Raw genomic sequence first — 24,499 nt, forward strand, 5'->3', positions numbered from 1 at the left:
TAAGGCCTGGGCGGAATGCACGCCATGCGTGCACAAGCTGTGAACATTGCGCTCTCCATTTCGTGTACGATATCGCTGCCTTCGCCGTTCGGCATCGCCTTGGGCGCTGGCGGATCGGGGGTTCCAGCCTTAACAGGCGGCGGCACCGGCAGAAGGACCCCACCCGTGCCCCCCATGTTCCGGCAGCCCGGCCCCGCCCGGCTGACGCCGCTGGATGCGATGCTCGCTGTCCTGCTCCGGCAGTTGGCGCCGGTCGCGCCGCGCCTGGTGGCGCTGCCCGATGCGCCGGGACGGGTGCTGGCTTCGGCGCTGGTCACCGCCGGGCCGGTGCCCGCCCGGGTGATGGCGCTGCGGGAAGGCTGGGCGGTGGTGGCGGCGGAGACGGAAGGGGCGGGCGTCTATGCCCCGTCACCCCTGCCCGGCCCGGCGATCCGGGTGCGGCCGGGGGACCCGATGCCGGAGGGCCGGGATGCGGTGCTCGACCCCTTCGATGCGATGGAGGCGGGCGAGGCCGTGATGGCGATGCAGGAAGTGGCGGCGGGCGATGGCCTCCGCCCGCCTGGCGCCGACATCGCCGCGGGCAGCGTGATCCGCGCGGCAGGGGAAAGGCTGCAGGCGCGGGACCTGCCGGCGCTGGCGGCCACGGGGCTGGAGAGCGTGGCGCTGCGCATCCCGCGCATCCTGCTGCGCCACCGCGACCCCGCTGTGGCCGCGATGATCGAGGCCTGGCTGCGGGCGGAGGGGGCGGAGCGCGTCGGCGACACGCCCGATTTGGTGCTGACCGACGACCCGGCGCTGGAGGAGGCGTTGCGGGGCCTGGGTGCGCGACCGGGCATGGAGGCGGCGGTCGGCCGGCGGGATGGCGTGCCGGCGCTGCTGCTGCCGCCGATGGCGGAGGATGCGGCCGCGGCCTTCCTGCTGCTCGCCCTGCCGGCGCTGCGGGTGCTGTCGGGCGCGCCGGCGCCGGCGCCGGTGCGGGCGCGGCTGGCGCGCAAGGTCGCTTCCGCCGTGGGCATCACGGAACTGGTGCCGCTGGCGGTGGATACGGACGGAATGGCCACGCCCCTGGCCATCGGCGCCCTGCCGCTTGGCGCGCTGGCCCGGGCGCAGGCGGTGCTGGTGGTGCCGCCGGGCACGGAGGGCTACGAGGCTGGAACGATGATCGAGGCGCTTTCCCTTGTCTGAGCATCACCGATCGCTGGCGGAGCGCATCCGACGCGCCGCCCGGCAGGAACAGTTCCTGGAGGTCGTCTCCGCCGGGGAGGCGATGCGCCGGCTGCGCGATGCCTTCCCCTTCGCAGCGCTGCCGGCGGAGGAGGTGACGCTGGCGGCGGCGCTGGGCCGCGTGATCGCGAGGCCCGTCCCGGCCGCCGGGGATGCGCCGCCCTTCGACCGGTCTGCCGTGGATGGCTTCGCGCTGCGGGCGGCGGATACGGCCGGGGCGGCGGAGGCAGCGCCGCGCCGCCTGGTGCTGAACGCGGAAGTGCTGGCCTGCGGCGTCGCGCCGGGGATCGAGGTGGCGCCCGGCACGGCGACAGCCATCGCGACCGGCGGCGTGATCCCGCGCGGCGCCGATGCGGTGGTGATGATCGAGCATACGGAATGGGAGGAAGGCGACCCGCCCGCCATCCTGCTGTCCCGCCCCGCCGCGCCCGGTTCCTTCATCAGCTTCGCCGGCAGCGACATCGCGAGGGGGGAGACGGTGCTGCGCGCCGGCGCGGTGGTAACGAGCCGGGAGATCGGGATGCTGGCGGCCTGCGGCATCGCGGCGGTGCCGGTGGTCCGGCGGCCGCGCGTGGCGGTGATCTCCACGGGGGATGAGCTGGTGCCGCCCGGCACGCCCCTGCCGCCCGGCGCCATCCCGGACAGCAACGCCGCCATCCTGTCCGCTGCGGTGACGGAGAATGGGGGCGAGGCCCTGCCCCTCGGCATCCTGCGGGATGAGGAGGCGGCGCTGGCGGCGGCGCTGCGCCAGGCGGTGGAGCAGGCGGATATCGTCGTGATGTCTGGCGGCACCAGCAAGGGGGCGGGCGATGTGTCGCACCGCATCCTGGGCGACGGCGTGATTGTGCACGGGGTGGCGCTGAAGCCGGGCAAGCCGCTCTGCATCGCCAGGGTCGATGGCAAGCCGGTCTTCGTGCTGCCGGGTTTTCCGACCAGCGCGGTCTTCACCTTTCATCAGTTTGCCGTGCCGCTGCTGCGCGCGATGGCGGGGTTGCCGGCGCGGGAGGAGACGGATGTGGCGGCGACGCTCCCCGTTCGGATGCCGAGCGAACTGGGGCGGGAGGAATATGTGATGGCGTCGCTGGCGCCATCCGGGGACGGAATCCTGGCCTGGCCGCTGGGCAAAGGATCCGGCAGCGTGACGGCCTTCAGCCAGGCCGACGGATTCTTCGCCATCCCCGCGCTGGACCAGGGGGCGGAAGCCGGCCAGGCGGTGCGGGTGCGGCTGATCGGCGCGGCGACGCGGCTGCCGGACCTCACCATCATCGGCAGCCATTGCGTAGGGCTGGATGCGGTGCTGGACCTGCTGGCGGCGGAGGGTCTGCGCGCGCGCAGCCTGGCGGTGGGCAGCCTCGGCGGGCTGGCGGCGGCCCGGCGGGGGGAATGCGACCTGGCGCCGGCGCATCTGCTGGATGCGAAGACAGGCGACTACAACACGCCCTTCCTGGCGCCGGGGCTGCGCCTGGTGCCGGGCTGGCGGCGCCTGCAGGGGGTGGTGTTCCGGCCCGGCGACGGGCGCTTCGCGGGGCGGGATGGCAGGGCGGCGGTGGCGGAGGCCGCTGCCGATCCGCGCTGCCTGCTGGTGAACCGCAATGCGGGATCGGGCACGCGCATCCTGCTGGACGGGCTGCTGGGCGGCGCGAAGCCAGCGGGCTACGCCAACCAGCCGAAATCCCACAATGCGGTCGCGGCCGCGGTGGCGCAGGGGCGGGCGGATTGGGGGGTGGCGATCGAGACGGTCGCGCGCGCCTATGGCCTGGGTTTCCTGCCGCTGGCCGATGAGCATTACGACTTCTTCCTGGCCGAGGCGCGGGCCGATCGCACGGCGGTGGCGGCCTTCCTGCGGGTGCTGGAATCGGCCGAATCGCGTGCCGCGCTGGCGGCGCTGGGCTTCGCCCGCGCGGCCACGGGGGCGTGAAGCCGGGCGGCATGGTGGGCAGAAAGCCGTTTCGGCGGCTCATCATGCGGTTTTTTTGCAGTGCAGCGCGGGAAGATTGCCGATTCGCGTGCATTCGGCGCTGACATCGGCATCGCGCTCGGCTATGCGGGGCTGCCTGCAAGGAGACGCAACATGTCAAAGAAGTTCCTCACCGATGTCATCGTGAAGTCCACCGAGATGCCGGCGAATGCCGCGGGCAAGCTCGCTGCCGACATCATCGGGGCCATCAAGACCGAGATCGTGGCCACGGGCCGCTTCACGATTCCCGATTTCGGCGCCTTCGCGGTGCGCGAGACGGCGAAGCGCACGGCGATGAACCCCCGCACGGGTGAGAAGGTGGCGGTGAAGGCCGGCGCCACGGTGAAGTTCAAGGCGAGCCCGGCGCTGAAGGAAGCGGCGCTGGCCGGCATGAAGAAGGCGAAGCGCAAGGCCTCCAAGGCCTGAGGTTCGGCGGCGCCGGCCCCTACGGCGGCCGGCGCCCCTTCCGCATCCCGCCGGGTGCGGCCATGCTGCCGGTCCGACGTGACCGGAGATACAAGATGCCTCCCATCCAGCGCAGGCGCGTGCACGCATGAGCGTCGCCCAGCCTGTTCGAATCGCTGTCGATATCGGTGGCACCTTCACGGACTTCCAGATCCTGGACCAGCGCCACGGCCGCGTGATGGCCTGGAAGGCGCCGACGACGCCGGCCGATCCCTCCGAGGGGTTGATGATCGGCATCCGGCAGGCCGCCGAGCGATTCGGATTCCGGCTGGCCGATGTGGGGCTGCTGCTGCACGGCACGACCATCGCCACCAATGCGGTGCTGGAACGCAAGCTCGCCCACGGCGTGCTGCTGACCACGGCGGGGTTCGAGGATGTGCTGGAGATCACGCGCCATGTGCGGCGTGACATCTACGGCCTGGCGCCGGACCCCTTCCCCTGCCTGATCGACCGTGACCGGCGCTTCGGCGTGGCCGAACGGATGCGCGCCGATGGCAGCGTGGAGACGGCGCTGGGCGACCTCGCGCCCATGATGGAAAGGCTGCGGGCCACGGCGCCGGAGGCGATCGCCATCGGGCTGCTGCATGCCTATGCCAACCCCGCGCATGAACGCGCGCTGCGGGATGCGGTGGCGAAGGCGCTGCCGGGGGTGCCGGTGAGCCTGTCATCCGACATCAGCCCGGAGATACGGGAATACGAACGCCTGTCCACCACCGTGCTGAACGCGCTGCTGATGCCGGTGGTGCAGCGCTACCTCGCGAAGCTGGAGGCACGGCTGGGGGAGGATGGGTTCCGGCCGCGCATCTTCCTGGTGCAGTCCAATGGCGGGATGTGCAGCCTGGCGCGGGCGGCGGAACAGCCGGCGCGCCTGCTGCTGTCCGGGCCCTCGGGCGGCGCGCTGGCGGCGGAAAGGCTCTCCCGCCGGCTGGAACGGCCGAATCTGGTCGCGGTGGACATGGGGGGGACGAGCTTCGACGTCTCCGTCGTGCAGGACCACGTCATCGGGCTGGTGACGCAGGGGGAGGTCGATCGGCTGCCCGTGCGCCTGCCGATGGTGGAGATGCGGACCATCGGCGCCGGCGGCGGTTCCATCGCCAGCGTCGATGCGGCGGGGCGGCTGACGGCGGGGCCGCGCAGCGCGGGCGCCAGGCCGGGGCCGGTCTGCTACGGGCGCGGCGGCGTGGAGCCCACCGTGACGGATGCGAATGCGGTGCTGGGCCGACTCGACCCGGATTTCTTCCTGGGCGGCGCGATGGCGCTGGACCTCAAGGGCGCGCGGGATGCGATGACGACGCGGATCGGTGGGCCACTGAACCTGTCCACGGAAGCGGCGGCGGAGGGCGTGCTGCGCGTGACCAATGCGCAGCTGGCCGCGGCCGTCAGGCTTTCGCTGTTCGAGAAGGGGCTGGACCCAAGGCAATTCTCCCTGCTGTCCTTCGGTGGCGCGGGCGGCCTGCACGCCACCGAAGTCGCCGACGAGCTCGGCATCACGGAGGTGGTCCTGCCGCGGGAGCCGGGGACGCTCTCGGCCTATGGCATCCTGTTCTCCGACCTGGTGCAGGACATCGCGCGGTCGCGGCTGTATCGGGCGGAGGACAGCCACGCGGCGGCGCTGGCCGAGGCGGTGGCGGGGCTGCGCGCGGAAGCCGATGCGCGGCTGGCGGAGGATGGCGTGCCGGACAGCCAGCGCGCGGTCGAGGTATCGGCCGATCTTCGCTATCGCGGCCAGGCCTTCGAATTGCTGGTGCCCTGGCCGGAAGCCCCTGCCCTGGCCCCCCTGCTGGCGCGCTTCCACGCGACGCATCGCGCGCGCTTCTCCTACGCGGCGGAGGGTGATCCGGTGGAGATCGTGACCTTGCGCGCCGCCGCCATCGGACGGCTCGACAAGCCGGAGGAAGCGGCGGCGACGCCGGCGGAGAGCGCGACGGCGCCGGGCGCGCGGCAGGTCTGGCAGGGCGGCGCGGCCACAGCCTGGCCGGTCTGGCGGCGGGAGAGGCTGCGGCTTTCCGACAGCATCGAGGGCCCCGCCATCATCGAGGAAGCCTTCGCCACCCACGTCATCGCCGCGGGCTGGCGCGCGGCGCTGGACCCCGAGGGCGCGATCATCGCGCGGAGGATCGCGGCATGACCACCTTGGGCCCTATCGAGATCGAGGTGATCCGCAACGCGCTGACGGCAGCGGCGGCGGAGATGGACATCACGATCTGGCGTACCAGCCGCAGCACCATCGTGCGCGAATTGCTGGACTACTCGACGGCGGTGTTCGACGCGGAGGGCCAGAACCTGGCGCAATCCGCGCGCATCCCCGGCCACCTCAACTCCATGACCCATGCGCTGCGCGCGCTGCTGGCGGACCACGTCCCGCCGGAGCAGTGGCACGAAGGCGATGTGGTGATCTTCAACGACCCGTATTGCGGCGGGCAGCACCTGCCGGACATCCTGGCCTTCAAGCCCGTCTTCCACGGCGGCGCGCGGATCGCCTTCGTCGGCACGCTGTGCCACCACATCGATGTGGGCGGCCTCGTCGCCGGGTCCTATGCCGCGAAAGCCACGGAAATCTTCCAGGAGGGGCTGCGAATCCCGCCCGTGAAGCTGATCGACCGCGGCGTGCGGAACGAGGGCATCTGGGCGATGATCCGGCAGAACATCCGCAAGCCGGATCTGCTGCTGGGCGACCTGTCGTCCCAGCTTGCAAGCCTGGAAGTGGGCGCGGCGGCGCTGACGCGCCTCGCCAACCGCTTCGGTGCCGCGGCGATGATCGAGGCGGGTGCGCGCATCCTCGACATGAGCGAGGCGGGCATGCGCGCGGCCATCGGGCGGATGCCGGACGGCACCTACGAGTTCGAGGATTTCCTCGACGATGACGGCATCGAATTGGGGAAACGCATCCGGCTGCATGTGCGGCTGGAGATCGAGGGGGAGACGGCGCGGGTCGATCTCTCCGGCTGTTCGCCCCAGGTGGCGGGGCCGACCAATGCGACGCTCGCTTCCACCAATGCAGCGGTGATGTTCGCGCTGATGTGCTGCGCGGATGCGTCGCTGCACATGTCGGCGGGCTGCTACCGGCCGATCAGCGTGACGGCGCCGGAAGGGCTGGTGGTGAATGCGCGCCACCCCGCGCCCGTCGCGCATCGCATCGCCGTTTCGCACCGGCTGCTGAACGCCATGAACGGCGCGCTGCACCAGGCGGTGCCGGACCTGATCCCCGCCGCCTATTACGGCAACAGCTACGTCACCACCTTCCAGACCGTGAAGGACAGCGGCGCGCGGGACGTGCTGGTGGAGATCGAGATCGGCGGATCGGGCGCGCATCCCGCCAAGGATGGCGTCAACGCCTATGCCAGCGGGATGCACAACAACAGCAACATCCCGATCGAGATGATCGAGGCGCAATTGCCGTTGACGGTGCTGCGCTACGCGCTGCGCGATGGCAGCGGCGGCGCGGGGATGCGGCGCGGCGGGCTGGGCCTGGTGCGGGAATGGCGCATCGACAGCGCCCATTGCTTCTTCACCGCCAACATGGACCGCTTCGACCACGCGCCCTACGGCCTGGCAGGCGGCGGGCCGGCGGCCACCGGCGCGCTGGTGCTGCGGCGGGATGGCGCCGAGGGCCCGATCCCGCCAAAGACCGACAACCTCAAGCTCCAGCAGGGCGATGTGGTGCGGCTGGAGACCAGCGGCGGCGGCGGCTTCGGCCCGCCGGCGGATCGCGCGCCGGAGGCCACCGAACGCGACACGCGGATGGGCTACGCCTGACGTAACCGACGCCGCGCGCAGCATCCGGCGTAACGGCTGGCGGACAGAAGTTACGCTGCGTTGCAGCAAGTTATGTTGACATGAGGCGGAAACGCGCCAGTTTCCCAATCCGACAAAGACGCGTTTCATCGAGGTCGCATGCAACCCTCCCCCGGCTTCCGGCATGGCCTTCACGGCCATGTCATGGCGCGCCGCCTGCTGCCCTGCCTCGCCCTGCTCGGCGTCCTGGCATCCTGCGACGAACCGCCCAAGCCGGCGGCGGCCCAGGGCGCGCCACCCCCGCCGCCCGCCGTCACGGTGGTGACTCTGGAACGCAAGGAAGTGCCGGTGACGACCACCCTGCCCGGCCGCACCGCGCCCTTCCGGGTGGCGGAGGTGCGGCCGCAGGTCGGCGGCGTGCTGCGGGAGAGGCTGTTCACGGAAGGCGAGCGCGTTGCCGCCGGCCAGCCCCTGTTCCAGATCGACCCCGCCACGCTGGAAGCCGCCGTCCGCCGCGCGGAAGCCGCGCTGGCGCGGGCGGAGGCGACGGAACGCGCGGCCGGCGGCACGGCGACGCGCTACCGGTCCCTGGCGCAGGCGCAGGCCGTGTCGCAGCAGAATCTGGAGAATGCCGAAGCGGCCTTCCGCACGGCGCAGGCCGATGTGATGTCCGCCCGCGCGGCGCTGGAGACGGCGCGCATCGACCTGGCCTTCACGCGCGTCTCCTCCCCCATCAATGGCCGCACGGGGCGTTCCACCGTGACGCCGGGCGCGCTGGTGACGGCGAACCAGGCGGCGGCGCTGGTCACGGTGACGCAGCTCGACCCCATCTATGTGGACGTGACGCAGCCGAGTGCCGCGCTGCTGCAGCAGCGCCGCGATGTCGCGAGCGGCGCGCTGCGGCGCGCCTCCATCGACCTCGCTTCCGCATCGCTGATCCTGGAGGACGGGTCCCGCTACGCGCATCCCGGGGAGATCCAGTTCAGCGAGGTGATCGTGGACCAGGGCACGGGGTCCGTCACCATGCGCGCGGTCTTCCCGAACCCGGACCAGCTGCTGCTGCCCGGCATGTTCGTGCGCGCGGAGGTGGAGGAAGGCGTCACCGACCGCGCGCTGCTGGTGCCGCAGCAGGCGGTGTCCCGCACGCCGCGCGGCGAGCCCATGGCCTTCGTGGTGAACGCGCAGAATGTGGTGGAGGCGCGGACCTTGCGCACCACCCGCGCCATCGGCACGGATTGGCTGGTGACGGACGGTGTCGCGCCGGGCGATCGCGTGGTGGTGGAGGGCGTCCAGCGCATCCGCCCCGGCGCGCGGGTGAACCCGACGGAACGCACGGCACCCGTCGCCCGCGCAGGCAGCTGAGGCGATGGCACGGTTCTTCATCGACCGCCCGGTCTTCGCCTGGGTGGTCGCCATCGGCATCATGCTGGCCGGGATGCTGGCGCTGCGCACGCTGCCGGTGGCGCAGTATCCCGCCATCGCGCCGCCGGCGATCTCGGTCCAGGTCTCCTACCCCGGCGCCTCCGCGGAGACGGTGCAGAGCACGGTGGTGCAGGTCATCGAGCAGCAGCTGAGCGGCATCGACAACCTTCTTTATTTCTCCTCCAACGCGTCCAAGGATGGCAGCGCCACCATCCAGCTGACCTTCGCGCAGGGTACCAACCCCGATGTCGCGCAGGTGCAGGTGCAGAACAAGGTGCAGCTGGCCACGCCGCGCCTGCCGCTGGTGGTGCAGCAGCAGGGCATCCGCGTCACGAAATCCGGCAACAACTACCTGCTGGTGGTGGGCTTCGTGTCCACCAACGGGACGATGGCGAATACCGACATCTCCGACTTCCTCGTCACCAGCGTGCAGGACCCGATCAGCCGCACGCCGGGGGTGGGTGACTACCAGGTCTTCGGCGCGCAATACGCCATGCGCATCTGGCTCGACCCCGCGCGGCTGCTGAATTTCGGCATGACGCCGGGCGATGTCGCGACTGCCATCCGCGCGCAGAATGTGCAGGTTTCCTCCGGCGAGATGGGGGCGCTGCCCCAGGTGCAGGGGCAGCAGCTCAACGCCACCATCATCGGGCCGTCCTACCTGCAGACGCCGCAGGAATTCGCCTCCATCCTGCTGCGCGTGCGGCCGGATGGATCGCAGGTGCGGCTGCGGGATGTGGCGCGGGTCGAGATCGGGGCGGAGAACTACGCCTTCACCACGCGCTTCAACGGCCAGCCCTCCGCCGGCATCGGCATCCGGCTGGCGAGTGGTGCCAATGCGCTGGACACCGCGAACAACGTCCGCGCGACCATCGAACGCCTGAAGCCCAACTTCCCGCAGGGGCTGGAAGTGGTCTATCCGCTGGACACCACGCCCTTCGTGCGCCTGTCCATCACCAGCGTGATGCACACGCTGGTGGAGGCGGTGGTCCTCGTCTTCCTGGTCATGTTCCTGTTCCTGCAGAACTGGCGCGCCACGCTGATCCCGACGCTGGCGATCCCCGTCGTGCTGCTGGGCACCTTCGCGATGCTGGCGGCGGCGGGATATTCCATCAATTCGCTGACCATGTTCGGCCTGGTTCTGGCGATCGGCCTGCTGGTCGATGACGCCATCGTGGTGGTGGAGAATGTGGAGCGGCTGATGGGGGAGGAACACCTCTCCCCGCTCGAGGCCACGCGCAAATCGATGGACCAGATCACCGGCGCGCTGGTCGGCATCGGCCTGGTGCTGTCGGCCGTGTTCCTGCCCATGGCCTTCTTCGGCGGGTCGGTCGGCGTGATCTACCGGCAATTCTCGATCACCATCGCCACCGCCATGGGGCTGTCCGTCGCGGTCGCGATCTTCTTCACGCCGGTGCTCTGCGCCACGCTGCTGAAGCCGCACAAGCCGGGCCAGGGCACGCGGGGCTTCTTCGGCTGGTTCAATCGCAATTTCTACCGCGGGTCGAAGGTGTATGAGCGCGGCATCCGCGGCAGCATGAAGCGGCCCTGGCGGATGATGGTGGTCTATGCCGCGCTGATCGCCGCACTCGGCTATTCCTTCCTGCGCCTGCCCGGCGGCTTCCTGCCGAATGAGGACCAGGGCACCGCCTTCGTGCAGGTCATCGGCCCGCCCGGCGCCACCACGGAACGCACGCAGCGCACGCTGGACGAGATCACGCGCTACCTGCGGGAGGAGGAGAGCGGCGTCGTCGCCTCCATCTTCACCATCAACGGCTTCAGCTTCGGCGGCCGCGGGCAGAATTCCGGCCTCGGCTTCATCAGCCTGCGGCCCTGGGCGGACCGTCCAGGGGCGGAAAACAAGGTGCAGGCGCTGACGGCGCGCATCAACCGGCGCTTCGCGGGCTGGCAGGATGCCATCGTCATCTCCTTCTCGCCGCCCGCCATCACGGAACTCGGCAACGCCACGGGCTTCACCTTCCAGCTGCAGGACCGGGCGGGGCTGGGGCACGCGGCCCTGATGGATGCGCGCAACCAGCTGCTGGGCATGGCGGGGCAGAGCACCATGCTGGCCGGCGTGCGCCCCAACGGGCTGAATGACGAAGCGCAGTTTCGCCTGCTGGTGGATTGGGAGCGCGCCAGCGCGTTGGGGCTTTCCATCACCGACGTGAACACCACGCTGTCCACCGCCTGGGGCGCCACCTACGTCAACGACTTCATGGATCGTGGCCGCATCAAGCGCGTCTACATCCAGGGCGATGCATCGGCGCGGATGCTGCCGGGCGACCTCGACCGCTGGTTCGTGCGCAACGCGCAGGGGCAGATGGTGCCCTTCTCCGCCTTCGGGCGCACGGAATGGGTCTATGGCTCGCCGCGCCTCGAACGCTTCAACGGCATCGCGTCGCGGGAGATCCAGGGCGGGCCGGCGCCGGGCTACACCACGGGGCAGGCGATGGCGGAGATGGAGCAGCTGGCGGCGCGGCTGCCGCCGGGGATCGGCTTCGACTGGTCCGGGCTTTCCTTCGAGGAACGGCGTTCGTCGGGCCAGGCGCCGGCGCTCTACGCCATCTCGCTGCTCGTCGTCTTCCTGTGCCTGGCGGCGCTGTATGAAAGCTGGTCGATCCCGACGGCGGTGATGCTGGTGGTGCCGCTCGGCATCCTGGGCGCCGTGGTGGCCAGCATCATGCGGGGGATGTCGAACGACATCTACTTCCAGGTCGGGCTGCTGACGACCATCGGGCTGACGGCGAAGAACGCCATCCTCATCGTCGAATTCGCCAAGGAAGGCTTCGACCGCGGGCGCAGCGTGATGGAGGCGACGGCCGTCGCGGCGCGGCAGCGGCTGCGGCCGATCATCATGACGTCGCTGGCCTTCACACTCGGCGTCGTGCCGCTGGCGATCGCGACGGGCGCGGGATCGGGCGGGCAGAACGCGATCGGCACGGGGGTGATCGGCGGCGTGGTGACGGGCACGGTGCTCGCCATCATCTTCGTGCCGGTCTTCTTCATGCTGGTGCTGCGGCTGTTCCGCACCAAGCCGGCGCACGCGAAGGACGGTGCTTCCCCGATGGCGGCGCTACCCGCGCCGGGTGAGTGACGGCCTTGCTGGACCGCGTGGCGGCGGCACCCGTCGCGCGCCGTGCCCCGGGGCGGGAAAGGATGCCCGGCCCGGAACGATCCCGCCTGCTGTGCGAGGCCGCGGAACGGGTCTTCCTGCGGGATGGCTATGCGGAGGCCGGGCTCGATGAGGTCGCGCGCCTGGCCGGCATGTCCAAGCGCACGCTCTACCAGCACTTCCCCTCCAAGGCCGCGCTGTTCGAGGCCTGCATCGCCCGGGCCCTGGCGCCGGTGCATGGGGCGCCGGAGCCGGAAGCCGAGACGGAGGATCTGGCGGCCGCGCTTGTCGGCATCCTGGAAGCGGCGGCGGGGCACCTGCTCTCCGCCCGCCAGACCGCGATCTTCCGCCTGGTGATCGCGGAGGGCGGGCGGACGCCCGAACTGGCGGAGGCCTTCCACCGCGCGATCCTGGCCAAGGGCGCCTCCACCCTCCAGCGGCGGATGGAGCGGGAGATCCGGGGCGGGCGGCTGCTGCTGGACGATGCGGAAGCCGGCGCCCGGCTGCTTTTCGGCATGGCGCTGGGCGCGGCGCAGGTGACGCTGCTGCTGGGCCTGCGGGCGCCGCCGGATGGGGCGGAGGTGGCGCGGCTGGCGCGGCTGGCGGTCGCCATCTTCCTGCACGGCGCAGCCGCGCGGACCCCGGTCTGATCGATCCAACAATAATTTAAGGTTTGTCTTTCCAGGTGGAGCGGCCTTTGGCAGGGCAGCGATCAACGAACCGTTAGCGATTGTAAGGAACCGTCGAGTCCGACGCATTCCACCAGACGAATCCGCGAGGCGCCCATGGACGGTTTGGCCAGGCTTGCTCCCGCTTCCGGCAATCCGCATCCGGATCTGTTACCCATGGCGGACGATCTGGCGGCCTTCATCGATGGTCTGGGCCGCGAGGATTCCGCGGGTGCGGAAGGCCGGCAGGCCGCGCGGCTGCTGATCGATGCGCTGGGTGTCGCCGTCTACGCCACGGATGTGACCGGGACGCTGACCTACTACAACGAGGCCGCGGCCACGCTGTGGGGCCGGCGGCCGGCGCTGCATGACCAGCGCTGGTGCGGGTCCTGGCGGATCGTGGCGCCGGATGGGTCGACCCTGCCGCATGACCAATGCCCGATGGCCGTCTGCCTGAAGGAAGGAAAGGCGGTGCGCGGGGCCTGGGCCTATGCGGAACGCCCGGATGGCGTGCGGATACCCTTCGCCCCCTTCCCCCCCCCCTCCATGCGCCGGACGGGCAGCTGGTGGGGGCGGTGAACGTGCTGGTGGACATCTCCGGGCTGAAGGCGGCGGAAGGCCGGCTGGCGCGGTCGGAAGCGCGGTTCCAGACGGCGCAGGACATCTCCCCGGAAGGCTTCGTGGTCCTGGAACCGCTGCGGGATGCCGCCGGGGCGGTGGTGGATTTCCGCATCGACTACGCCAATGGCACGGCCACGCGGCTGCTGGGGCTGCGGCCCCGCCGCGGGCGGGAAGCGGGGGCGCGGCTCAGCCTGGCGCTGCCGATGCACCTCGGCGGGCCGGGCGGCATGCTGGCGGAATTCACCGCGGTGCTGGAAACGGGGACCGTCAGCATCCGCGAACGCGGTGCCGGCGATGGCCAGGGGTCGCGCAGCTTCCGCAGCCGCGCGGTGCGGCTGGACCAGGGCGTCGCCGTATCCTTCGAGGACATCACCGCCCGCCGCCGGGCGGAAGCCAGCGCCCGCTTCCTGGCGGAGCATGACGAGTTGACCGGCCTGTTGAACGCCAGCGGCCTGCGGCGGCGCATGGAGCCGATGCAGGACCGGCCGGACGGCGCCGCCATCCTGCTGGTGAGCCTGGAGGGGCATCGCGGCGAATTCGGCCGCGCATCGGCGGAGGAGGCGGTGCGCATCGCCGCCACCCGCATCGTGCGGCGCCAGCCCGCGGGGGCCGTGGCGGCGCGCATCGGGACGGATGATTTTGCCCTGCTTCTGGCGGGTTGCCCGGCCGCAACGGTGCACGAACTCTCCGCCGCGCTGCTGCGCGACCTGGCGGCGCCGGTGCCGACGCCGGAGGGGATGGTGGTGCTGGCGACCCGCGTGGGGGTCGCCGTCTCCGAGGGCGGCATGGATCCGGGGGCGCTGATGCGCGACGCGGAACTCGCTTTATCCACGGCCCGGCAGGGCGCAGGCGACCGCCTGGCGATCTTCGCCCCCGCCACGCTGCGCGGCGCGCAGACGATCCGCCAGGCGGAGGCCGATCTGCGCCAGGCCCTGATCCAGCGGCAGATCGAGGTGCACTACCAGCCCATCATCGCCACCGCGACCCGCCGCCTGGCAGGGTTCGAGGCTCTGGCCCGCTGGCGGCATCCCGCGCGCGGCTTCGTCTCCCCGGGTGAATTCGTGCCGCTGGCGGAGGAGACGGGGCTGATCACGCAGCTCGGCGACCAGGTGCTGCGGCAGGCCTGCCGGGATGCGGCGGCCTGGCCGGATCACCTGCGCGTCACGGTCAACATCTCCCCCATCCAGTTGCGGGGGGAGATGCTGCCGCGGCTGGTGGCGGATGCGCTGGCGGGCACCGGGCTGACCGCGCGGCGGCTGGAGCTGGAGCTGAGCGAGGTGACGTTCCTCGGCGATGAACGCGGCGCGGCGCATGTGCTGGCGCTGCTGCGGGCGCAGGGGGTGGGGCTGGCGCTGGATGATTTCGGGTCGGGCTTCTCCTCCCTCGCGCAGCTGCGCAGCTTCCCGGTGGGGCGCGTGAAGATCGACCGCAATCTGGTGGTGGGCGTGGACACGCAGCGGGAGGGGGCGGCGATCATCCGCGCCATCATGCGGCTGGCGGCCGACCTCGGCCTGGCGACGACGGCGGAGGGGGTGAACACCCCCGCGGAGTTCGAGCGCCTGGCGGCGGAAGGATGCGGGGAGGCGCAGGGCTTCCTGTTCAGCCCCGCGCAGCCGCCTTCCGCCATCCCTTCCCTGCTGGCGCGCTTCGGGTAGGCGGGCCTACCCCACCGTCTCCATCCGCACCGGGAAGGCGGCCGCGAGGTCGTCGCATTCGGCGATGTGATAGACGGAATAGCGATAGGCCGAGCCCGCCGGCAGTTCCGGGGGCGTGAAGGGGAAGGCGATGTTGCCGCCGGTGGACAGGCGCCCCGGGAAGCCGAAATGCAGCAGGTTCTGCTTGGCGACGCCGATGATGGCCTTGGCCGTGTCGGCATCCCCCGCGATGCATTCCAGCAGGAAGAACACCTCCGCCGGCACGGGAAGGCCTTCGCGCGCGCCGGGGAACAGGTTCGTCTCCCCGGTGCCATAGGCGCGGAAGCGGAGGTCGTAGTCGCCGGCGCCGGGCAGGATGTCGGCGACGATCTTGCGGACCCCCGCGGCGATGCTCTCGCGGTGCTCGATCACGCGGGGGTCGGTGGTGCTGGCCAGCAGCACGGCGCGTTCGCCGACGAAGGTCGCGCCCTCCACCTTGATGCTGTGCTGCGTGGCCGGCACCCATGTGGCGCCGGAAACGCGGACGCGGCGATCATCGATCGCCTCGTAGCGCGCATCCGTCGTGTCCATCATCCCCTCGGGCTCATGCACCCGCAGCGGGTCCGCCTGTTCATAGAGGCTGTGCGCGGCGACAGAGACGGGGGTCGCGGCGCGGGCGGGGTTCATGCTCTCCAGCTCGAAGCTGTCGCCCAGCAGCGTGCCGAGCATGGCGTCCCGCCCGCCGGGGATGCAGCAAAGCGAGGTGCATTCGATGATCTTCGCCATGTGGGTGGCGGGCCCGGCGGGATAGCCGAGCAGCAGCGGCACGGCGGCGAAGACCGCGGTATCGCAGGCGCGGCCGGCCAGGATGATGTCGGGCTCCATCGCGAGGGCGCGGAGGAAGGCCTCCGTCCCCATCTGGCCGACGATATGCGAAGCGCCGTCGATGACCGCGGGTGTCAGCGCGCCGATGGCGCCGATGGGCTGCACGCGCCCGGCCTGCGCCATGCCGCGCAGCCAGTCCCGGTCCATGTCGGCCGCGATGATGGCGACGCGGAGCTTGAGCCCATCCTCCTTCGCGATGGCGTGGATCATCGCCAGCGCCTGGTCGAGATGCGGGCGCGCGCCCGCCGTGCCCGCACTGCCGATCAGCAGCGGCACGCCCACCTGCCGCGCACCCTGGATGACGAGGCGAAGGTCGCGCTTCGTGATGGCGGGGCTGGTCGCCAGGCGCCCACCGCCGAGATAGGCGGGGCCGACATCGATGGAGCCCATGTCGCAGCCCAGCACATGCGGCGCGCGTGCCAGGCCGGCCTTCAGCGCGGCCTCCGGCACGCCATTGCCCAACTGGCCGGAGGCCGCGAGCACGCGCAGCGGCACGCCCGGGCGGAGCCCCTGGTCCATCAGCTTTCCGACGACACTCACAGCACCACCCCCAGCAGCGGCGCGTGTTGCTGCGCGCCATAGACATCGGAATCACCCGGCGACCCCGCCACCACCGGGCGGTCCAGCACCACCTTGATGGCATGGGCCGCGGCGTAGGGAATGACCTCCACCGTGGTGGCGGAAACGCCGTAGAGACGCGCCATCGCTTCCCGCGTCATGGCGGGCGATGCGAGTGCCTCCCGGAACGTCGCGTCATCGTCGAAGAGGATGTCGAGCGTGCAATGCAGCGGGCCCGCATTCTTGCTGCGGATGACGCGCGCGATGTCGATCAGTCTCCGGCCACTCATCCCGCCGTTTCCCCCGAATTCTTGCGGCGGGATGCTCCGCCCCGTCACCGCCGGGGTCAAGCCGTGCTTGACGCTGGCCACGCTGCTTCGGACAGTCGGGGCGACGCGCCGCCAAGGCGCGCGCGGAGGACACGGCCATGACGATCTCTCGGCGCCTGCTGCTGGGCACGCCGCTGGCGCTGGCGACGCCGGCATTGGCGCAGCCGCGCCAATCCATCCGGCTTCTCGTGCCCTTCGCGCCGGGCAGCGGCAGCGACACCATCGCCCGCATCGTCGCCAACGGCATGAAGGATGTGCTCGGCCAGACCATCGTGGTGGAGAACCGGCCGGGCGGCGGCGGCACCACCGGCACGGAACAGGGCGCGCGCGCCACGCCGGATGGCAGCACGATCGTGATGGGGACCAGTTCGTCACTCGGCATCAATGCCGCGCAGAACCCCCATGCGGGCTACCGGGTGGACCGGGATTTCGCCGCCGTCGCAGGCTGTGCGCGGTCCTACTACCTGATCGCGACCCATGCCGGCGCCGATGCACCGCGGAGCCTGGGGGAGCTGGTGGCGCGGCTGCGGGCGGGGGGCGGCAATTTCGCCATGGGTGGCGTCGGCACCATCGGGCACCTCACCAGCGAATTGTTCCTGATGCGCGCGGGGGTACAGGCGGAAGGCGTTTCCTACCGCGGCAGCGCGCCGGCGCTGACCGACCTGGCGGCGGGGCGGGAATTGTTCAGCTGCGATACGCTGGCCGCCATGTCCCCCTTCCTGTCCGGCGGAAGGCTGCGCGCCCTGGCGGTGACGGCGCCATCCCGCCTGGCGGCGCTGCCCGATGTGCCGACCACGGCGGAGGGCGGCGTGCCGGACCTCGTCGTCGATGCCTGGTTCGGCATGGTGGTGCCGGTGGCGACACCGGCCGCGACCGTCTCGGCACTCGGCGATGCCGTCATCGCCACGCTGGCGCAGCCGGACACACGCGCGCGGCTGGATGCGCTGATGGTGGAACCCATGCCGATGCGCGGGCCGGCATTCTCGGCGCTGATGAAGGAAAGCACCGCCTTCTGGGTGGAGTTCGTCCGCCGCGCGAATATCCGCATCGAGTTCTGACGGGCTGACAACGCTTCGCCGACAGGCGCGCGCATGGCAGAAGGCGGGTGATGCGACACTTCCCCGCCTTCCTCGACCTGCGCGGCCGGACCGTGCTGCTGCTCGGCACCGGGGAGGTGGCGGCGCGCAAGGCGGAGCCGCTGCGCCGCGCCGGCGCCATCATCCGGCAGGAAGCGGCCTTCGCGCCGGCGATGCTGGATGGCGTGGTGCTGGCTGTCGGCGCGGATGCGGCGGAGGCCGATCTGCAGGCGCTGTCGGAAGCCGCCCAGGCGCGCGGCATCCCGGTGAATGTGGTGGACCGGCCGGCGCTGTGTTCCTTCATCACCCCCGCCATCATCGACCGCGCGCCCATCACCGTCGCGGTCAGCACGGGCGGGGCGGCGCCGGTGCTGGCCCGCATGATCCGCCAGCGGATCGAGGCCCTGCTGCCCCCCGCCATCGGCACGCTGGCCGCGCTGGCGGAGCGTTTCCAGGCGGCGATCCGCACCAGGCTGCCGGACCTGGCGGCGCGGCGGCGTTTTCTCGACCAGGCGCTGACGGGCGCGCCGGCCGACCTCGCCTTGGCAGGACGGGTGGAGGAGGCGGAGGCCGCCTTCGCCGCGGCGCTAGCGGCGTCCGACACCACGCCGCCCGGGATCGTGTATCTGGTGGGCGCCGGGCCGGGCTCGGCGGATTTGCTGACGCTCCGCGCCCTGCGGCTGATGGGGGAGGCCGATGTCATCGTGCATGACCGGCTGGTGACGGCGGAGGTGCTGGACCTGGCGCGGCGTGACGCGGAGCGCATCCTCGTCGGCAAGGCAGGCGCCGCGCATTCCCTGCCCCAGCCCGGCATCAACGCCCTGCTGGTGCGCCTGGCGCGGGAGGGCAAGCGCGTGGTGCGGCTGAAGGGCGGCGATCCCCTCGTCTTCGGGCGCAGCGGGGATGAAATCCTGGCGCTGCGGGAAGCGGGCATCGCGCATGAGGTGGTGCCCGGCGTCACCGCGGCGCTGGCCTGCGCGGCCAGCGCGGGCATCCCGCTGACGCATCGCGACGCCGCCCGCACCGTGACCTTCGCCACGGGGCATGTGCGGGACGGCGTGCTGGACCTGGACTTCGTGGCACTCGCCAGGCCGCTTCAGACCATCGCGGTCTATATGGGCCTGGCATCGCTGCCGCAGTTGCGTGATGGGCTGGTCGGCGCGGGGATGGACCCCGCGACGCCGGCCGCCATCATCGAGAATGGCGGCACGGGCGGCGCGCGCAGCCTGCCCGCCACCATCGGCACCATCGCCGCGCTGGCGGAGGGCTGGGCCAGCGGGGCGCCGGCCCTGGTGCTGGTGGGCGATGCCGTCGCGCTGGGGGCGCCGCCTTCGGCTTCGTGATCCGGTCCGGCGGAACGACCCTGCCCCGGTTCTGTTCGGCGCCTCGCCGTGGCACAAGCACGGGAAGCTCGACCGGAGGAACCGCAGGGATGCCCATCCGCCAGGTGGCGACGACGCCTTTTGCCGACCAGCGGCCCGGCACATCCGGCCTGCGGAAGAAGGTGCCGGTCTTCCAGCAGCCCCACTATGTCGAGAATTTTCTCCAGTCGATCCTCGACGTCGTCGGTGACAGGCTGCGAGGCGCCACGCTGGTGATCGGCGGCGATGGGCGATACCTCAACCGGCAGGTGGCGGAGACAGCGATCCGCATGGCCGCCGCCGCCGGCGCGGGGCGCATCCTGGTCGGGCAGGGCGGGCTGCTCTCCACCCCCGCGGCATCGGCGCTGATCCGCGCGAGCGGCGCGATCGGCGGCATCGTGCTCTCCGCCAGCCACAATCCCGGCGGGCCGGACGGCGATTTCGGCATCAAGTTCAACACCGCCAATGGCGGCCCGGCGCCGGAGGAGGTGACGGAGGCGATCCATCGCCGCGCCGCGGCGCTGACGGAATACCGGATCGCGGAGGAAGCGGCGCCGGATATCGACGCGATCGGCGACACGCGGCTGCTGGAAGCGACGGTGTCCGTCATCGATCCCGTCGCGGGCCATGCGGCGCTGATGGAAACGCTGGTCGATTTCCCCGCCATCGCCGGCATGTTCGCACGCGGCTTCCGCATGCGCTTCGATGCGATGAGCGCGGTGACGGGGCCCTATGCGAAGGCGATCATCGAGGGTCGCCTCGGCGCGCCCGCCGGCACCGTCGTGAACGCGACCCCCCTGCCCGATTTCGGCGGCCACCACCCGGACCCCAACCCCGTCCACGCCGCGGACCTCATGGCGGAGATGATGGGCGACGCGCCGCCCGATTTCGGCGCGGCCAGCGATGGCGATGGCGACCGCAACATGATCGTGGCGCCGGGGATGTTCGTGACGCCGTCGGACAGCCTGGCGATCCTGGCCGCCCATGCCCATCGCGCGCCGGGCTATGCGCAGGGGCTTGCCGGCGTCGCGAGGTCCATGCCGACCAGCCGCGCGGTGGACCGGGTGGCGAAGCGCCTCGGCATTCCCTGCTACGAGACGCCGACGGGGTGGAAGTTCTTCGCCAACCTGCTCGATTCCAGCCGCATCACGCTGTGCGGGGAGGAGAGCGCCGGCACCGGGTCGAACCATGTGCGGGAGAAGGATGGCCTCTGGGCCGTGCTGGTCTGGCTGAACATCATCGCCGCGACGGGCAGGCGCGCGGATGCGATCGTGCGGGACCATTGGGCTGAATTCGGGCGGGACTACTACAGCCGCCATGATTATGAGGAAGTCGACAGCGACGCGGCGAAGGCGCTGATGGCGGCGCTGCGCGCGAAGCTGCCCACGCTGCCAGGCCAGTCCTTCGCCGGGCTGACGGTCGCGGCGGCGGATGACTTCGCCTATGCCGACCCCGTCGATGGCAGCGTGACGCCCGCGCAGGGCGTGCGCATCCTGTTCGCCGAGGATGCTCGGGCGGTGTTCCGCCTGTCCGGAACGGGCACGGTCGGCGCCACCCTGCGCGTCTACCTCGAGCGCTTCGAGCCCGATGCCGCGCGCCACGCCCTGCCGGTGCAGGACGTGCTCGCCCCCGTGATTGCCGCGGCGCGGGCCATCGCGGGGATCGAGGCGCATACAGGCCGCGCGGAACCCAGCATTATCACGTGAGGCAGGAAGATCATGGCTGACATCACGCTCGTCACCGGCGCCGCCGGCAATCTCGGCCGCGCCGTGGTCGCCGCCCTGGCCGCGCGCGGGGGCACCGTCGTCGCGCTGGACCGCGTCTCGGCGCCGCTGGAAGCAATGGTCGCGGGGCTGCCGGGCAGCGGGCACATGGTGCTGGCGGGCGTGGACCTCGGCGACGGCCCCGCCTGCGAGGCAGCGGTGGCTGCGGTGATGGCGCGGTTCGGGCGCCTCGATGGCGTCGTGCATACCGTGGGCGGCTTCGACATGGCCTCCATCGGGGATGGCGGCGCCGAGCTGTTCGAGCGGATGTTCCGGCTGAACCTGATGACGACGGTGAATTTGTTCCGCGCCGCCATCGCCGCCATGCGCCCCCAGGGCAGCGGCAGCCTGGTGGCGATCGGCGCCATGGCCGGGCTGAAGGCGCCCGCGCAGCTCGCGGCCTATTCAGCCAGCAAGTCGGGCGTGCTGCGCCTGGTGGAAGCCTATGCTGAGGAGTTGAAGCCAAGCGGGCTGCGGATGAACGCCATCCTGCCCGGCACCATCGACACCCCGCAGAACCGCGCGGCGATGCCGGGGGCCGATACCTCCGGATGGGTGCAGCCGGCGCAGTTGGCGGAAGCCGCGGCCTTCCTGGTCAGCCCGGCGGCGAGCGGCATCACGGGCGTGCTGCTGCCCGTCACCGGCAGGGGCTGACCTACTCGGGGGAGACCGACATCGCGTAGGTCTCCTCATCATTGCGCGCGACCACGCGCAGGCCACGGCGCGCGGCCCAGATGTTCACCTGGTGGTGCAGCGGGATGATGGCGTAGTCGCGCATGGCGATGCGGGTCGCCTCGCGATAGGCCACCTCCCGCGACGCGGGATCGAGGGTTGTCAGCGCGCGTTCCAGCACCGCGTCGAAGGCGGGGTTGGAATACAGCGAACGGTTGGAGGTGCCGCGGCCCCGCGCGCGGTCGGTCGTCGCGATCAGGGCGACCATGGGGCTGTCGGGCTCTCCGGTGCCGGTGCCCCAGCCGCTGAGGCCGATGGAGAATTCCTCCCGCGCCGAACGCGTGAAATAGACGTTGGAGGGCAGCGCCTGGATTTCGGTCCGCACGCCGATGCGCGACCACATCTGCGCCACGGCCTGGATGATGCGGTCATCATTCACGTAGCGGTCATTGGGGCCGGCGAGGACGACGCGGAAGCCGCCGGCGAAGCCCGCATCGGCGAGCAGGCGCTGGGCGCGGGCGGGGTCGAAGGGATCGGGGCGGGTTTCGGGATCATGCCCCATCATTCCCGCGGCCAGGAACTGGCCCGATGGCGTGGCGTGGCCGCCCATCACCTGGCGGACGATGGCATCGCGGTTGATGGACAGCGACAGGGCTTCGCGCACCCGCTGGTCCCGCAGCGGGCTGCGCGGCAGGCGTTCGCCATTCACGCCGGTAACACCTGGCGTATCGTCCCGCCGGTGGTCGAGATAGAGGTAGATGTTGCGCAGCGCCGGGCGGCTGGCGATGGAGATCGCGGGGTTGGCGCGCAGCGCATCGACATCGCGCGTGGAGACGGCATCGATGACATCGACATCGCCGGCACGGAGTGCGGCGATGCGCGACGCATCGTTCGCGATGACGCGGTAGTTGACGCGCGCCCAGGGCTGCTGCCCGCCCCACCAGGACGGGTTGCGCTGCATCACGGCCTCGCTGCCCGGGGAATAGGACACCAGGCGATAGGGGCCGGTGCCGATCGCGGCGCGGCCACTGTTGAACTCCGATGTCTCCACCTGCAGGCCGAGGCTGCGGTTGATGATGGTGATGCCGCTCATCAAATTCGGGATCAGCGGGTTGGGTGTGGCTGTGTGCAGGCGGATGGTGTGGGCATCGACGATCTCGATGCGCTGCACCGGGCGCGTGTAGATGGTGAAGCTGCCGGGGCTGTTGCGGACCTGGGGGACGCGTTCGAAGGAGAAGACGACATCCTCCGCCGTGAATGGCGTGCCGTCATGCCACACCACACCCTGGCGCAGCCTGAATTCCCACACCGTGTCGCTGATCGCCTGCCATGACGTCGCAAGGCCGGGCTTCAGGCGGAAATCCTCGTCGGTCGCGACCAGGCGTTCGAAGACATGCTTGGTAAGCGCATTATTGGGCGTGAGGGTGTGGTAGTGCGGGTCCATGGAGGTGAAGGCGCCGCCGACGCCGATGGACAGCGTCTGCGACACGGCATCAGGTGCTGCAAGCAGCGCGAGGGCGAGCAGGGTCTTGCGCATCGGGACACCCCATGAACATGCTTCGCGCCGATCCTATGGATCGCGATGCGGCCCCGCAATCGCGGTCATCACCGCGAGGGAGTGCTCCGCCCGATGGACCTGCTCATCACCGATGCAGTCATCGTCACGCAGGATGCAGCACGCACAATTCTTGATCGCAGCGCCATCGCGATCCGCGGCGACCGCATCGCGGCGGTGGGCCCGACGGCGGCGATGCAGGAAGCGCATCACGACCTTCCGCGAATGAGCGCGCGCGGCAAGGCGGTGCTGCCCGGCTTCATCAACGCGCACACCCACACCATCCTGACCGTGCTGCGCGCGACGGTGGAGGATTGGGCGGGCAACGCCGTCTACGGCTACATGTCGCCGGTTTCCTACACCATGACGCCGCATGAGCGTTCGGTGATGGGCATGCTCGGCATCGTGGAGGGCATCCGGTCCGGCTGCACCACCTTCGTCGATCCCTTCCGCCACGTGCCGGACTACGCGGATGCGATGGCGGGGCTCGGCGTGCGACTCGTGCTCAGCGAGAATTGCGCCGATGTGAACACGCTGAAGATCCGCCATGGCGACTGGTCGCCCGACCCGGCCTTCGGCGACTTTTTTCTTGAACGTACGAAGGCCGGGATCGAGCGTTTCCACAACACGCATGACGGGAGGTTGCAGATCCAGATCGCGGCGCATGCGACGGATAACTGCACGCCGGCATACCTGGAAAAGCTGACCGAGTTGGCGCGCGAGCACGGAATGCCGCGCACCATCCACCTGGCGCAATCGGTGGAGGAAATCCGCGCGGTGCGGGACCGCTATGGCTGCACACCGGCAGAGTACCTGGCGCGGCATGGCTGGGCGGCGCCGGATGTCGTGGCCGCGCATTGGACCTACTGCACGGAAGCCGATGTCGCGCTGCTGGGCGAAAGAGGCATGCAGATGGTGCATTGCCCCGCCAACGGGTCCCGCCGCGGGCCGCATCCCGTGCTGGCCAAGAAGATCCGCGCCGCCGGCGTCAACATCTGCTTCGGCACCGACAACATGACGGAGGACATGTTCCACGCCATGAAGATCGGCCTGATCGTGCATCGCGGCGCGGAGGGCATCCAGGGCGTGGACCCGCAGCCGGAAGCGATCTTCGATGCGGTGAACGTGAACGGCGCAAAGTCGATCGGACGCAGCCACGACCTCGGCAGCATCGAGGCGGGAAAGAAGGCCGACCTCACCTTCCTCAACCTCAACAGCCCCGCGCTGCGGCCTGTGACGAACCTCATCGGCAACATCGTGCATTATGGCCATCCCGGCACGGTGGAGAGTGTGATGGTGGATGGCGAATTCGTGCTGCGGGACGGCAAGCTGCTGGTCACGGATGAACAGGCGCTGATCGAGGAAGCGCAGGGCGTGACGCAGGCGGTGTGGGCACGGATGCTGGCCGCGAACCCGGATTTGCCGCCGCCGCGCGCGCTGCGCTGGCTGGACATCTGAC

18 protein-coding genes are annotated in these 24,499 nt (G+C 71.0%); 15 read left to right on the forward strand and 3 right to left on the reverse strand.

Annotation, left to right across the window (positions count from 1 at the left end):
* The first annotated feature begins 174 nt into the window (after window positions 1-174).
* The 10 genes from ACTIE5_RS23350 (at window position 175) to ACTIE5_RS23395 (ending at window position 14,862) form a co-directional block, all read left to right on the forward strand.
* Entirely contained in the window at window positions 175-1,185 is a 1,011-nt protein-coding gene (locus ACTIE5_RS23350; protein ID WP_439552375.1) for a hypothetical protein, read from the forward strand.
* Window positions 1,178-3,142 carry a molybdopterin biosynthesis protein gene (locus ACTIE5_RS23355; RefSeq protein WP_439552127.1) on the forward strand — a complete coding sequence of 655 codons (1,965 nt, stop codon included), beginning with the start codon at window positions 1,178-1,180 and terminating at the stop codon, window positions 3,140-3,142. Before ACTIE5_RS23350 ends, ACTIE5_RS23355 begins: the two co-directional genes overlap by 8 nt.
* 153 nt (window positions 3,143-3,295) lie before the next feature.
* Entirely contained in the window at window positions 3,296-3,607 is a 312-nt protein-coding gene (locus ACTIE5_RS23360) for an HU family DNA-binding protein (RefSeq protein ID WP_439552128.1), read from the forward strand.
* Between the two features lie 127 nt (window positions 3,608-3,734).
* Window positions 3,735-5,774, forward strand: coding sequence for a hydantoinase/oxoprolinase family protein (locus tag ACTIE5_RS23365; protein ID WP_439552129.1), 2,040 nt, complete (start codon window positions 3,735-3,737; stop codon window positions 5,772-5,774).
* A complete protein-coding gene (locus ACTIE5_RS23370; protein ID WP_439552130.1) occupies window positions 5,771-7,402 on the forward strand; it encodes a hydantoinase B/oxoprolinase family protein in 1,632 nt (543 codons plus the stop codon). Before ACTIE5_RS23365 ends, ACTIE5_RS23370 begins: the two co-directional genes overlap by 4 nt.
* 138 nt (window positions 7,403-7,540) lie before the next feature.
* On the forward strand, window positions 7,541-8,743 hold the full coding sequence (locus ACTIE5_RS23375; protein WP_439552131.1) for an efflux RND transporter periplasmic adaptor subunit: 1,203 nt from the start codon (window positions 7,541-7,543) through the stop codon (window positions 8,741-8,743).
* A 4-nt stretch (window positions 8,744-8,747) separates the two neighbouring features.
* A complete protein-coding gene (locus ACTIE5_RS23380; RefSeq protein WP_439552132.1) occupies window positions 8,748-11,900 on the forward strand; it encodes an efflux RND transporter permease subunit in 3,153 nt (1,050 codons plus the stop codon).
* A 62-nt stretch (window positions 11,901-11,962) separates the two neighbouring features.
* Entirely contained in the window at window positions 11,963-12,568 is a 606-nt protein-coding gene (locus tag ACTIE5_RS23385) for a TetR/AcrR family transcriptional regulator (RefSeq protein ID WP_439552133.1), read from the forward strand.
* A 195-nt stretch (window positions 12,569-12,763) separates the two neighbouring features.
* On the forward strand, window positions 12,764-13,165 hold the full coding sequence (locus tag ACTIE5_RS23390) for a hypothetical protein (RefSeq protein WP_439552134.1): 402 nt from the start codon (window positions 12,764-12,766) through the stop codon (window positions 13,163-13,165).
* Window positions 13,153-14,862, forward strand: a complete 1,710-nt coding sequence (locus ACTIE5_RS23395) for a putative bifunctional diguanylate cyclase/phosphodiesterase (protein ID WP_439552135.1) — start codon at window positions 13,153-13,155, stop codon at window positions 14,860-14,862. Before ACTIE5_RS23390 ends, ACTIE5_RS23395 begins: the two co-directional genes overlap by 13 nt.
* 6 nt (window positions 14,863-14,868) lie before the next feature.
* Here the strand turns inward: ACTIE5_RS23395 and ACTIE5_RS23400 are convergent, their stop codons facing one another.
* Together ACTIE5_RS23400 and ACTIE5_RS23405 are read right to left on the reverse strand one after the other, a co-directional pair.
* Window positions 14,869-16,245 (reverse strand): acyclic terpene utilization AtuA family protein, encoded by a 1,377-nt coding sequence (locus ACTIE5_RS23400; protein ID WP_439552136.1) that lies wholly within the window; start codon window positions 16,243-16,245, stop codon window positions 14,869-14,871.
* A gap of 17 nt (window positions 16,246-16,262) precedes the next feature.
* A complete protein-coding gene (locus ACTIE5_RS23405) occupies window positions 16,263-16,574 on the reverse strand; it encodes a DUF4387 domain-containing protein (protein ID WP_439552137.1) in 312 nt (103 codons plus the stop codon).
* 137 nt (window positions 16,575-16,711) lie between these two features.
* Here ACTIE5_RS23405 and ACTIE5_RS23410 point away from each other — a divergent pair, with 137 nt between their 5' ends.
* The 4 genes from ACTIE5_RS23410 (at window position 16,712) to ACTIE5_RS23425 (ending at window position 21,467) form a co-directional block, all read left to right on the forward strand.
* Window positions 16,712-17,671, forward strand: coding sequence for a Bug family tripartite tricarboxylate transporter substrate binding protein (locus tag ACTIE5_RS23410; RefSeq protein ID WP_439552138.1), 960 nt, complete (start codon window positions 16,712-16,714; stop codon window positions 17,669-17,671).
* A 50-nt stretch (window positions 17,672-17,721) separates the two neighbouring features.
* Window positions 17,722-19,032 (forward strand): siroheme synthase CysG, encoded by a 1,311-nt coding sequence (gene cysG, locus ACTIE5_RS23415; RefSeq protein ID WP_439552139.1) that lies wholly within the window; start codon window positions 17,722-17,724, stop codon window positions 19,030-19,032.
* 89 nt (window positions 19,033-19,121) lie between these two features.
* Window positions 19,122-20,756: an alpha-D-glucose phosphate-specific phosphoglucomutase gene (locus tag ACTIE5_RS23420; RefSeq protein WP_439552140.1), complete on the forward strand. Its 1,635-nt coding sequence runs from the start codon at window positions 19,122-19,124 to the stop codon at window positions 20,754-20,756.
* 12 nt (window positions 20,757-20,768) lie between these two features.
* Window positions 20,769-21,467 carry an SDR family NAD(P)-dependent oxidoreductase gene (locus ACTIE5_RS23425; RefSeq protein WP_439552141.1) on the forward strand — a complete coding sequence of 233 codons (699 nt, stop codon included), beginning with the start codon at window positions 20,769-20,771 and terminating at the stop codon, window positions 21,465-21,467.
* A gap of 1 nt (window position 21,468) precedes the next feature.
* On the opposite strand, the gene ACTIE5_RS23430 is transcribed toward ACTIE5_RS23425, so the two are convergent.
* Window positions 21,469-23,022 carry an ABC transporter substrate-binding protein gene (locus tag ACTIE5_RS23430; RefSeq protein WP_439552142.1) on the reverse strand — a complete coding sequence of 518 codons (1,554 nt, stop codon included), beginning with the start codon at window positions 23,020-23,022 and terminating at the stop codon, window positions 21,469-21,471.
* Window positions 23,023-23,115: 93 nt separating this feature from the next.
* On the opposite strand from ACTIE5_RS23430, the gene ACTIE5_RS23435 reads away from it, so the two are divergent.
* Window positions 23,116-24,498, forward strand: a complete 1,383-nt coding sequence (locus tag ACTIE5_RS23435; protein ID WP_439552143.1) for an amidohydrolase family protein — start codon at window positions 23,116-23,118, stop codon at window positions 24,496-24,498.
* The last annotated feature ends 1 nt before the right edge of the window (window position 24,499 follow it).

The sequence above is a fragment of the Falsiroseomonas sp. genome, from assembly GCF_051859025.1.
GTDB lineage: Bacteria > Pseudomonadota > Alphaproteobacteria > Acetobacterales > Acetobacteraceae > Falsiroseomonas.